12 protein-coding genes are annotated in these 10,945 nt (G+C 55.1%); 5 read left to right on the top strand and 7 right to left on the bottom strand.

Annotated elements, in window-relative coordinates; all coding sequences use genetic code 11:
* Positions 1-95: 95 nt before the first annotated feature.
* Positions 96-524, bottom strand: coding sequence for a hypothetical protein (locus C8J39_RS18410; RefSeq protein WP_132833430.1), 429 nt, complete (start codon positions 522-524; stop codon positions 96-98).
* Between the two features lie 646 nt (positions 525-1,170).
* On the opposite strand from C8J39_RS18410, the gene C8J39_RS18405 reads away from it, so the two are divergent.
* The 3 genes from C8J39_RS18405 (at position 1,171) to C8J39_RS18400 (ending at position 2,625) form a co-directional block, all read left to right on the top strand.
* Positions 1,171-1,494 (top strand): hypothetical protein, encoded by a 324-nt coding sequence (locus C8J39_RS18405; protein ID WP_132833428.1) that lies wholly within the window; start codon positions 1,171-1,173, stop codon positions 1,492-1,494.
* A gap of 124 nt (positions 1,495-1,618) precedes the next feature.
* Positions 1,619-1,996 (top strand): hypothetical protein, encoded by a 378-nt coding sequence (locus C8J39_RS00590; protein ID WP_120298901.1) that lies wholly within the window; start codon positions 1,619-1,621, stop codon positions 1,994-1,996.
* A gap of 155 nt (positions 1,997-2,151) precedes the next feature.
* On the top strand, positions 2,152-2,625 hold the full coding sequence (locus C8J39_RS18400; RefSeq protein WP_132833427.1) for a hypothetical protein: 474 nt from the start codon (positions 2,152-2,154) through the stop codon (positions 2,623-2,625).
* An 82-nt stretch (positions 2,626-2,707) separates the two neighbouring features.
* On the opposite strand, the gene C8J39_RS00585 is transcribed toward C8J39_RS18400, so the two are convergent.
* Positions 2,708-3,370, bottom strand: coding sequence for a hypothetical protein (locus C8J39_RS00585; RefSeq protein WP_147420646.1), 663 nt, complete (start codon positions 3,368-3,370; stop codon positions 2,708-2,710).
* Positions 3,371-3,671: 301 nt separating this feature from the next.
* On the opposite strand from C8J39_RS00585, the gene C8J39_RS00580 reads away from it, so the two are divergent.
* Entirely contained in the window at positions 3,672-4,112 is a 441-nt protein-coding gene (locus C8J39_RS00580) for an ankyrin repeat domain-containing protein (RefSeq protein WP_120298897.1), read from the top strand.
* Positions 4,113-4,398: 286 nt separating this feature from the next.
* Here C8J39_RS00580 and C8J39_RS18395 read toward each other — a convergent pair whose 3' ends face one another.
* The 4 genes from C8J39_RS18395 to C8J39_RS18390 form a co-directional block, all read right to left on the bottom strand.
* Positions 4,399-5,043 (bottom strand): hypothetical protein, encoded by a 645-nt coding sequence (locus tag C8J39_RS18395; RefSeq protein WP_132833425.1) that lies wholly within the window; start codon positions 5,041-5,043, stop codon positions 4,399-4,401.
* A 770-nt stretch (positions 5,044-5,813) separates the two neighbouring features.
* Positions 5,814-7,037 carry a hypothetical protein gene (locus tag C8J39_RS18590; protein ID WP_165895189.1) on the bottom strand — a complete coding sequence of 408 codons (1,224 nt, stop codon included), beginning with the start codon at positions 7,035-7,037 and terminating at the stop codon, positions 5,814-5,816.
* Between the two features lie 156 nt (positions 7,038-7,193).
* Positions 7,194-7,931, bottom strand: coding sequence for a pyridoxine 5'-phosphate synthase (locus tag C8J39_RS00570; protein WP_120298895.1), 738 nt, complete (start codon positions 7,929-7,931; stop codon positions 7,194-7,196).
* Between the two features lie 201 nt (positions 7,932-8,132).
* Positions 8,133-8,366 carry a hypothetical protein gene (locus C8J39_RS18390; RefSeq protein ID WP_132833424.1) on the bottom strand — a complete coding sequence of 78 codons (234 nt, stop codon included), beginning with the start codon at positions 8,364-8,366 and terminating at the stop codon, positions 8,133-8,135.
* Positions 8,367-8,680: 314 nt separating this feature from the next.
* On the opposite strand from C8J39_RS18390, the gene C8J39_RS00565 reads away from it, so the two are divergent.
* Positions 8,681-9,801 (top strand): IS3 family transposase gene (locus tag C8J39_RS00565; RefSeq protein WP_404969299.1). Its coding sequence is split into 2 segments (ribosomal slippage): positions 8,681-8,930 and positions 8,930-9,801, totalling 1,122 coding nucleotides; the frame shifts between segments, so codons are not numbered across the junction.
* 129 nt (positions 9,802-9,930) lie between these two features.
* Here the strand turns inward: C8J39_RS00565 and C8J39_RS00560 are convergent.
* Positions 9,931-10,668 (bottom strand): Crp/Fnr family transcriptional regulator, encoded by a 738-nt coding sequence (locus C8J39_RS00560; protein WP_120298891.1) that lies wholly within the window; start codon positions 10,666-10,668, stop codon positions 9,931-9,933.
* Positions 10,669-10,945 lie beyond the last annotated feature (277 nt).

Here is a 10,945-nt window from a genome sequence, read left to right as displayed (position 1 = left end):
CCCGGACATTCCCGAAATCCGATTCAAGTCGAGAATGTCGGATCGGGCGCTACCGGACCATCAGCGGACGCAACTCCCGCCTACTCGACCAACCTCTAACGCACGATCATAAACTGATCCGCAATCCACCTATCAGGATCGGGCTTTAAAACTATCGTTCGCCCGCTGTGTGCTCGAATAGTCACTGATGCTATTTCAACCAAATTGCTGTGTTCTCCATAGAACTCACCAATTTCTATGGTCATTCCTTCGAATTCCGCCAGCCTCTCTACAAATACACCTAGGCCTAAATCGCCAGTTCTTGCGTCAAACTCATAATCACTAATACAACCTGCCGACAAATTGAAATGATCGACATCACGATAGGTATCTAAAAATGCCCGAACCTCCATTACATCATCAGGACTACGGAGGAATATAGCCTCACAGAACTCCTTCTTTTGGTCAATTCTCACAAGAAGGACTGCTTCAGTAATGAATTTTGAGCTAATTTTCAGCGGTGGCTTTGGCATCTTCTCGATCATAAATGATTGTCAGCAACTGGTGGGGGAGGCCGCAATGTTGACTATCCACGAAACCCGGACATTCTCAAAATTCGATCCCCTCACGGGAACCTCGGATCGGGCAAGACTGCCCAAATGCAGACATTGCGCGGGGTAGGATAGTAATCTATTTCAGCTCATGGCATGTAAAACATTAGGTACGATCGCGTTTGCGCTGATTTTGGCATTGCCGATCCCAGTGTTCGCTGACGCGTACAATTTCGGCCCTTTCTACGTACGCTTTGATGAGGCGACAAACGCCGATGATCGAGATAATGTGATGGGTTTTGCCGCTCAATCTTATAAGCAACTAAGCCCTATGGCTGTAACAGCTTTCCTTTGCGCAACTACGCCTTCATCAATATTAGCGCGCTCGCGTCAGCATTCAGTTCGGCTGAAATTAGTTAATTTGGGCGTTCCGGATGAAAGGATCAGGACTGGAAGTCGATGCGGCAAACGCTATCGCCTCACTAACGATACCAAAGATGCCGTTGTGGTTATCGTTGGCCCGAGTGGCAACCAACCTTCATAATCCGAAAATTTCCGAAATTCGATCCCTCACGAGAACGCCGGAATCGGCAAGAACACCCAATTACAGATATTAGGCAGATCGGTCTAAGGTTGAGCTATGTCCGATGACGCAATTGCAGGTAATTTATGGACGATCAATGTCGTGGCAGTTGCGGTTGGCGCTGGCTTAGCTGGGTTTCCCCGTTCTCGATTTCGAAGCGTGCTCATCTGGAGTTGGTGTCTTGCGCCAGTGATATTAGCGGTTTGTGTAATGGCTGCCTTGATCCTGCAAAGCGACTATAATGCGGCCTTCTACGCAACGTATTTTCCTTTGCTTTTGACCATTGCCCTGCCTCTATGGTCAGGTTTGGTGCTCACTCCTTACGAGATAATTCGCCGCTGGCGCGAAATGCGTAACGAGATCAATGGCCGGAGCGACTAACCGAGAAGCGCAACATCCACTTCCACCGATCCCTCCCATTCCCAAAATCCGATTCTGTTGGTAAAAGCTGGTTAGCCGGGATCGCTCAGTTCCGGTTATACGCAGGATCAGCTACAGACCTTTGATGCGTCCGCTTTGGCCTATCGAACGGGAAGTTCTTGAAATTACGGCAGCGGAGTATTCGGGCTCTGCCGAGGCCATGCGCCGCCAGATCGATACCACACAAGTTACTAGCTTTGAGAACAGCGGAGCAGGCTTCTTTTCCGACCTCGCGGTCGCTGATGATGCTCCTGTATTGCTCGAAAACTCGCCGTTAAGCGGTGCTTATGGGAGCGTGCTGGGGATCGAACATGGTATGGGCTTCATCGTGTTTCTGAAAGACGGCCGCCTTTCGATGATCGAAGGCTACTGTAACGCTGGCGGGCCGACCACCGACATCGACTTTTCCCGAGCAGTATATGGGCTGATGCCATGGAGTCCGAAACCCGACTCGGAGGCTTAGGACTGTTCTACACTTAACCCGATATTCCCGAAATTCGATCGATTCCGGGAATGCCTGGGCCGCCTCGCTGGCCGTTGCCGTTCCTTTTCGGGAAGGCGGGATCGGCAGAAAGCACCTAATAGCCGTCGTTTCAGATTAGCACTATGACGGCGACTATGAGCCCATCCGAAGCATTCGCGTCGTTCGCCGCCACATTGGCGGGGCAGCCAATCAGCCACGTTTGGCGTGGCTATGGTTCTGCCCTTTTCATCGAGATCGGCAAGCTATCTCCACGCCGCAAACGAGACGGCTCGACGGGCAACCCGGAAGGCGAAGTGTGTCTCGGCGTCAAGTGGAGTTGGCGCGTAGAAGATTCGACCGCGATCCTCTGTGGAAGCTGGAGCGAGGAAGATCGTTGGGAACCGTCTCTTTCAATGCTCCGAGATGCGCGGATCGATCGATGCGAGCTGTTCGGCGTGTTGCCCGAGGTCGCACTAACAACCGAGTCAGGCGTGCGCTTCTTGTCGTTCTCCACGACAGACGGGCAGCCTCAATGGCATCTGGTAGATAGGCGGGGTGGTGCTCCCCGCTGGTTTACCGTGCGGGACGGCAATCTTCACCTTGGCGACGGGACAGAGCCTTCGATCTGAACGACTGCTTCCCACCAAATCCGGTCATTCTCGAAACTCGATCCGTTGCGAGAAAGTTCGTCGAAGGCAATACGGAGGCTGCTTATGGGAAACCAATTCTAAACGCACCTGCTGTGACGCGTTGGGCCGGCTTCTTATCAAACATCGAACCGCCTACCGGCGTCGGTACGAGGGCTCCATGTTGATTTGGAAGCCACGGCAGTTTTGAAAGAACTGACGAACTGATTTCGTCTTCGGTCAACGCAATCGAGATATTCGATACCCCGATGGCCTCCGGGGACAACTCGATCACCGTTTTAGGGTTTGCCGGGTCGCTGAACATCACAAACATTGGCCACATCTGCTCGGGCTGGTAATCGGTACGATGTGACGGGTTGTGGGTGACGGTCCGGGGAAGATCATAGGGACCTTTCAATGCCAGCATCGCTTCGCGACGTGAGACGATCTCGTCGAGGAACGCGCCCTTTGCACTGGCAAGGGTTATGTCTCCACTTTTGGCGCGTGGGATATGACGCCCGAGTGCGGGGCCGGTGACATAAGTGGCATAGTCGAGGTTATCGGGTCGCGAGAGCAGAGCATAGACCGTCCGCCCATCGGGCAGGTCCATAATGACGGCCTCGCCTTGGAGCGTGTCTTTGATCGTGCGCCCCGACGAACTCATTATCGACGAGACGTATTCCGAATGGATGCCGCGCACCGATGAATAGGCGCGATCCCCTCCCGGCGTCGCGACGTGAACCGTCATCTTGTAGCGGTAGTCTGGAAGATCGCTCCCGCACGCTGTGAGCGCCAAAGCAGCGAACGCAACGACCCACCTACAAATCATCATCTTCTATCCATATCGCCGGTATTGGCAGCGTTTGATTAGCCGATGGATGTGAATATCTGCCTAGCCTGGCGGCTTGGAGGCCGAACCAGTGCCGCGCCGCGCGTTTCCCGAAATGCGATCCCTCGCGAGAAAGCCGGATCGTACCAGAACGCCGACTTGCAGACATTCTCTCAGGCGCTAGCGTCGCATTCAGGCGCTCGATAGGTAAGGAAGAAGTATGCCCCAATGGCCTTCGCAACAGGCACATCCAGGCGCGGATGAGTATGGTCGAAGCACTGTGTGGTATCACGCCGCTCGCGGCGACGAAGCTGCATTAAGTCTCGATCTTGCGGCGGGGCTCGATCCAACCGCTGCCGATAAGGACGGATATTCCTCACTCCATGTGGCCGCGCAGAATGGCCATTGTGAAGTCATGAAAGTTTTGTTGGATGCGGGTGCGGACGCGAATACCACAGACCGCCACGGGAATGGTCCCCTTTGGACTGCTTGCTATGAGGGGGCAAAAGATGCTGCGCGGCCGGACCAGCAATTAATTATCGCCTATCTGCTTAAAGCAGGTGCGGACCCGGCCCATAAGAATAACGCTGGCCGTTCGCCCAGCTTTTGGCGAGAAATCAGCGCGCGAGTTGATGCAGTGTTCGGCCAAGCGGGTCGCTAGCCCCGCGACATCCGCTTTCCTCCGCTTCCCGCTATCCATTGACTGCACCAATCTTCCCGGTGCTTCGCAAACAACGGGTTTCGGGAACAGTTTTAAGTTCTCATTCGACCATCCGATTTTAAGAAACACTGAGCGCCACGGATTAGTGGGTAGCCGTCCAGCCGCTTTCCGGCCGTCGAGCGTCGTGAACCGCCTTCTAAAGAGCTTTGAACTGGTAAGGCTACGCACAAAGTTGCCTTTACGTGGGAAGTTGGGACATTCGAGTGGAGCGTTGCCTGACGATCGGTCAATCTGCCTGTCTGGTCATAGTGAAGGCCGTCGGCTTTTTGTCAGGGCCATAGGTGCCTGTGACGCGAATGGTTCTTCCGTCGGGCATCAGTTGCATCGAAAAGGTGTCGTCTACTGTCCCCTTTGCCGACAAATCAGTTTCCACGATTAGGTCGGGTCTTGGTCGCGTAATTTGCGCTCGGACGCCGGAATTGTCCCCTTCGAGCCGTACCGGTGGCCCCCCGATGATGGCGTCATATCCCGAGCCGCCATCCGTACGCTGGCTAAAGCGATTGCCCTCGAGTCTTAAAATCCAGTCGTTCCTGGCATCCGCCTCCACGCTAACGCGCTTCCAAGTTCCCGTGAGAAGATGCGCGCCTTTTTTTGCTGGGCCGACACGACGCTGCACAGTCGTGCTGCGATTGGCGTTACCGTCCGGGCTTGTGTAGCTGGCGACGTGGCATGTTAGGATATTGCCATCGGGAGAGACACTATAATCAACCGTGTAAGCTAGTTTACCTCGAATTTTGTCGACCTCCCTAATGATATGATCACTAATAACCGAGATAGTTTGCTCATCGACATAGTCGTCAGCAACAGGATGAGGGCGACCATCTGCAATGATGCTCGGATTATCGTCTCGCTTAAAACGCCTGTCGCTCACTTGAAAGACCGTAGGCCTGGTATTTCCGGTAACTGACGTAGTATCTATCCGCCAGCGGCCGCTGAAAGGGTAGTCAGGTGTTGCGGTCGCGGTACCAGTGCAACCCACCAGCATAACCAGGGCAACCGTCCGCGCGGCCTTGGAAAATCTCGTATGTCGATAGGTAATTTTACAACGGATCATTAGCAAACCCCATATCTATTTCAAATCGCGGCAGCGCTCACTAATCTCGAACCAAATAAGATGCGTCTTGCTCTCGCCTCACTCCCGGACGGCAACTGCACTGACATCGTCTGTAGCGAGCGCGAAACGATGGCCCCCGTGAGGCTCATTTCGACATGGTGCCCAGCTGAAGGACGCTCTGCAATCGGAAAGCACAGAGCCATGCTAGAGCGACGTAACGTGGGGCATATCCGGTCTGCAAAGGGCTAAGCTGCCAAGAGCGACGGCGAGATGCGTAGCGGCCTGAGCCGATCCAATGCGGCCCGGCCGTCTCGCTTCCAGCTGTAGTCGCCCGTCAGAGCACGATGCTCCCAGCCCGACGTGCAATATTGCGGGCAACATCTTCGGCACGCTCGCCCAGTTCGAGACCGACCTGATCTGGGAGCGCACCAACGCCGGGCTGAATGCAGCGCGAGAACGGAGAGTTTTTAGCGATCGGCGTCCGGTCGTCGCGCCTAAGGGGCATTGCCGCTTCGCGAACCGTCAGCCCTGCCGCGATATGATCTCGTCCCTTGTGCAAGCCGCTGAGACCCCCGGCTATTGCGAGCCTAACTTCCTAGCCTGGCGGTTTTCGATGGAGAGGGTACGTCTATGGCTCGAATTTGATAGCGACCGGGCGGCAACATTAAAGCCACGTCCTCGTCTCGCCGGATCGCTACGCGATCCAATGGAACGGACGTCGCAGGCTCGCCGATCGGCCGCGCCTCTATGATCCGCCACCCACTTATCGGCTGCAAGTCAGGTGGTATGGTAGTGGCAATGTCGCCAGCATTAATCCGCCACGCGGGGCGACCGCGCACGAACTTTTCGGTGGGATGATCGACCACCAAATCGAACATCCCTCTTGGCAGCTTTGATGGCAGGACGGCTAAGTGTTCGGTTAAGCCGCCGCCCCGGCATGTCGTCTGCGAAATTGTAAGCGGATCAATACCAGTTTTTTCCTTCAGTCGCAGAGCCATTAGCCGTAGCCCATCAGACTGCGGAACTTCTGCTGCATGTGCGTATCCCACGTGTATCAGAATCTTTCCACCCGGATGCTTTCGCAGATAACTTGCAAGTGCTTCCGCTTCGCCTTCTTCACGAGCGGCAATTATCTGTTCGCCGTTTAGAGTGTTCATGCCGTGCGCCTGTGGAATGAAATCATAAGGTAACAAAGTATAGCCGAGATATTTAACCCGTCGTCCGATCCGTCCAAATGATGCTTCGCGCAGATAATAACCGTCTGCATCGGAAAAATATGGTAATGTAGGCTGCGTAATAAAGGGCGGCAATGATCCTGCTGGCGCGTCCGACAGCGGATTGGACAGCGTTTCATCGGCCAAGGTATCGTATCCGAGAGATCGTAGCCGCATTGCGACTCGCTCAATAAAGCCACGATGCCGAGATCGCGAATGGCTTTCATTGACGATTACGATTGAAGTGCTGCCCGCGCGACGCGCAATTTCATCTAAGGGATCGTCCGAACCAATCAGTGCAGTGCATTCGGTTGGGAGGAAGTCCCGCACTCCTGAAGCTATCAGATCCTCGCGACCAAATATACTAAGTGTCTGCGAAGAGGAGCCATCGATAGTTGGATTAGCCGAGTCGATCTCGGCCAAGCTCTGCACTATGCCTGTAAGCGATAAGGGTGCAGAAGAAGAAGAAATACGTTCGACCGACGACATCAACACAACAGATGAATGGGTATCGACCTCGCGAGAAGCCGCTGACGCGACCACCGTGGTCGAGGAGAAGCCAAAAAGAACGAGGTGGACGTAGCGTGAAATTGGCATGCCCGATCATATCCGTTTAACCGACGGTATTACAATGCCAACGACCATGACTAACCTTGCGACCTCGATACTCCGTCGCGGTAATCACCAGCAGGCCGGCATTCCACCAAACCGGACGTTCCCAAAATTCGATCCAAATCGAGAATTGGAAGACGACTAGCCTAGAGCCGCCTTGTAGGCCGCAACTGCTGGCCCGAACCCCATCACTAACGCGTCTGCCGTCAACTCGTGGCCTATGGACGCTTCGGCGATCGGAGGCATAGCGTCGATCAAATCGGATAGGTTGGCAAGGTTGAGGTCATGACCGACGTTCACCCTCAGGCCGGCAATATGCAGTGCTCGCGCCGCCTCCGCTGCGGCCGCGAGAATACGACTGGGACCATTGGCGCGATGCTCGGCCGCATAGGAGCCGGTGTATATTTCTGCGCCATCAGCGCCGCTTTCGATAAGGCCGCGTACTGCCGTCGGGTCCGGATCAATAAACAGGATTACGCGTCCGCTGACCGCCTGGAAGCGGGCGACATCATTATAAATCTGTATTGCCGCATCTCGATCGTCAAACTTCCAGCCTTCCTCCGATGTGAACGCGGAGGGAGGATCAGGAACGAGTGTGCATTGCTCAGGCTGCACAGCAGACACGATGCGGAATAGTCGATCGTCGGGATAGCCCTCGATATTTAGTTCAAAGGTCGGTCTGAGAGGCTTCATCCACTCCGCGAGTGCCGATACGTCATCATCACGGATATGGCGTTGGTCGGGGCGCGGATGCACTGTAATCCCGTCCGCGCCAGCTTCATGAGCAATGCGGGCGAAGGCGAGTAGATCGGGCACGCCTGTTCGCCGGGAGTTTCGCAGTAGGGCGACCTTGTTCAGGTTCACACTTAGACGCGCCATAAACACTGATCCCAAATCGCCTTCGATACGGGAATTATTGCATGTAGCGGCCAATGGCGAGAGCGAGCCATGCGTTAAACGGCAAGGCATCCGCCCTCGCCTGCAATTCCCGTTTCACAATCGATTTCGGGAATGTCCGGGATGGGCAGGATAGCGGCCCGACCGCTTCCAGCCAGCGCAGTTGAAGTTTGAGCAACGGCTCTACAATAGGTCATTCTTCATTTTGCGCGGCCAGGCAGGATCATAATGCGCCGGCCTCAAGCGGCGAATTGCAAGCCACAGCCCGATGAGGAGTAGGTCGACGGCTAGCATTAGCGGTGAGCGTCCAACCCACCATTCAAGGTTCGCAATGATGAAAACAGCCAGCGTCAGTATTTTAGCTACAGCCCAAGCAGGCACATATTCCATCTCGTCATTTTCGGGTTTTGCCGACACAGAACTATCCCTGCAACCTATCCACCGACACGCTACAAGCCGTTACCCAAAATTGAATGAACTACCGGTTATGGGCAGGTCGTAAACAGCGCGGAATGTCCGTCATTGGGCGAAGTGGAACGGCTGGAATGGAGAGGAAAGCGGCCTATCTCCTTGCCGGAGGCGTGATAGCATAGCAGACCTATTTGGTTTAGCTCGCACCGGGGGAACTGAAATGCTCATGACGATCCTGTTCGGGTTCGCGTCCATACTCGGTGACCTGCTCCCCAGAAATCATGCCATTGGTAAGTTAGCTCGTCAGATGGAGACGAGTGATGCGGCGAGGCCGATTTACCGAGGATCAGATCATTGGCGTGCTGCGCGAGCATGAGGCCGGCGTGAAGACCGCCGACTTGTGCCGGAAGCATGGGATCAGTGACGCGACGTTCTACAACTGGAAGGCGAAGTACGGCGGGATGACCGTGTCGGAGGCGGCGCGGTTGCGGGCGCTCGAGGACGAGAACCGCCGGCTGAAGAAGCTGCTGGCGGAGTCGATGCTCGACGTGTCGGCGCTGAAGGATCTGCTGGGACAAAACTGACCCGGTCTGGAGATCGCTACGCTGCGGTGGAGAAGCTGATGGCCGACCACAGCTTCTCCGAGCGTCGCGCCTGCAGCCTGATCGGGGTCAACCGGTCGGCGTGGCAATATGAGCCGCTTCGCGGAAAGGACGATGCTGTCCGCGAGCGGATGCGCGAGATCGCGAACGAACGTCGTCGCTTCGGCTATCGACGGCTGGCGATCCTGCTCAAGCGGGAGGGCAAGGGCATGAACCTGAAGAAGGTGTATCGGCTGTATCGCGAGGAGCGACTGACGGTGCGCAAGCGTGGCGGTCGCAAGCGCGCGCTGGGCACGCGGGCACCGATGGCGATCCCGCAGGAACCCAACCAGCGCTGGTCGCTCGACTTCGTATCGGACTCGTTGGCCTGCGGCCGGCGGTTCCGCATGCTCAACGTCATCGACGACTACAGCCGGGAATGCCTGGGATGCATTGTCGACACCTCGCTGTCGGGTCGGCGGGTCGTTCGCGAGCTGAGCGCCATCGCCGAGCGTCGCGGGCTGCCATGCATGGTGGTCAGCGACAACGGCACCGAGCTGACCAGTCATACCGTCCTCGCCTGGTGTCAGGACACCGGGGTCGGGTGGCACTACATCGCCCCGGGGAAGCCGCAGCAGAATGGCTTTGTGGAATCGTTCAATGGTCGCTTGCGCGACGAGTGTCTGAACGAACACCTGTTCCCCTCGCTGGCTGCGGCGAGACGGATCATCGAGGCATGGCGGACGGACTACAACACCGTGCGTCCGCACAGCAGTCTTGGCGGGATGGCTCCCGCCGAGTTTACGAACCGCCCCCGCCAGGGGCATATGGACACCGAAGCTAAGTTATCAGCGGCCTGAAAACGGGGAGCAGGTCAGGCTGACTATGGCGCCCTCTTCGATGGGTCCAGGGACCGGCCGAACGCAGTTGACACATTACTGGCGTTTTTCGCCGAACGTCGGCCATCATGGTATCCACGACATGGCAAATTAATGAGGCAAATCATTGACCAAAAGAAACCTTTCCGAGAATTGACCAGCTTGCCTGAAGCCGTCGAGATCGATAATTTCGTATTTTCTGTTGGCGTGATTGATCAAGCCACCTTCGACCAGCGACCTGATAGACCTATTCACGTGAACAGGTGTGATTCCGACGCTATCCCCAATCTGCTCCTGCGACATAGGTAAGGAAAAGTGCAACCCATCACTTAAGCCCCGTAACCTGGTCCTGGCGGCAAATTCGTTCAAAAAATGAGCTACACGAGTCCGTGCGGAACGCCCACCTATATTCAACAACCACTCGCGTAATTGTCGCGACTCCGCAGTTGTTCTTAGGTCCAAAGCCAACCGAATGGATGGGTGGGAATCTATTAACGTTTCAAACTCGGATCTTTGAACATAGATGATGCTAGATTTTTCTGCACAAACCACGTTATAGTCCAGATTATTCACAAATCTGTTTTCTGGATTAACTATATCTCCGGGAATTATCAACGATACAATTTGCCGATAACCGTCCGATGTCTGCTTTTGGCAAAATAAATAACCCGATATTAGGAACACATAGTCTGAAAATGACATGCCTTCCCTAAATACGTAGCTTCCTGACTCAAACGTTCTTGTTCGAGCTTTCAAACGGCCCACAGCTTCGCTGTCAAAATCCTGTATCCGCGAATGCGCCGATAGACTTTTTGCAATCAGACCGTGAGGGTCAATTTCCGAGATCAAAACAAGGCTCCGGTAACATCGGCGGGAGCATTGCGTCTCTCAGTTGCCAAGGGCCGCGATCGGTTAGCAATTTATGATTTATACCAAAGGTTGCCGAATAGGACTTGATTTAAGTTAACTTTCACGCCGACTTCCACGGGACAGCGGCAGTTAGGGCAGCAGTTTGGGCATATTGGCAACTCGAAACCGAGAAAGATGCGCTGAACGAGTGGCCGTTATCGAGAGCTTGGATCGCATGCCCGGGTGTCCACACATGGGCGGAAGCGGAATGGCTGGA

The sequence above is a fragment of the Sphingomonas sp. PP-CC-1A-547 genome (assembly GCF_003610375.1).
GTDB lineage: Bacteria > Pseudomonadota > Alphaproteobacteria > Sphingomonadales > Sphingomonadaceae > Sphingomonas.
Note: the sequence above shows the minus strand (reverse complement) of the source record. Positions and strands in the feature narration are given on the sequence as shown.

What these genes read in the sequence shown, in the direction of transcription:
- C8J39_RS00580 (WP_120298897.1), top strand. Translation starts at nt 3,672, where the DNA reads ATGCCCCAATGGCCTTCGCAACAGGCACATCCAGGCGCGGATGAGTAT.
- C8J39_RS18410 (WP_132833430.1), bottom strand. Translation starts at nt 524, where the DNA reads ATGATCGAGAAGATGCCAAAGCCACCGCTGAAAATTAGCTCAAAATTC.
- C8J39_RS18400 (WP_132833427.1), top strand. Translation starts at nt 2,152, where the DNA reads ATGAGCCCATCCGAAGCATTCGCGTCGTTCGCCGCCACATTGGCGGGG.
- C8J39_RS18405 (WP_132833428.1), top strand. Translation starts at nt 1,171, where the DNA reads ATGTCCGATGACGCAATTGCAGGTAATTTATGGACGATCAATGTCGTG.
- C8J39_RS00590 (WP_120298901.1), top strand. Translation starts at nt 1,619, where the DNA reads ATGCGTCCGCTTTGGCCTATCGAACGGGAAGTTCTTGAAATTACGGCA.
- C8J39_RS00585 (WP_147420646.1), bottom strand. Translation starts at nt 3,370, where the DNA reads ATGACGGTTCACGTCGCGACGCCGGGAGGGGATCGCGCCTATTCATCG.
- C8J39_RS18590 (WP_165895189.1), bottom strand. Translation starts at nt 7,037, where the DNA reads ATGCCAATTTCACGCTACGTCCACCTCGTTCTTTTTGGCTTCTCCTCG.
- C8J39_RS00570 (WP_120298895.1), bottom strand. Translation starts at nt 7,931, where the DNA reads ATGGCGCGTCTAAGTGTGAACCTGAACAAGGTCGCCCTACTGCGAAAC.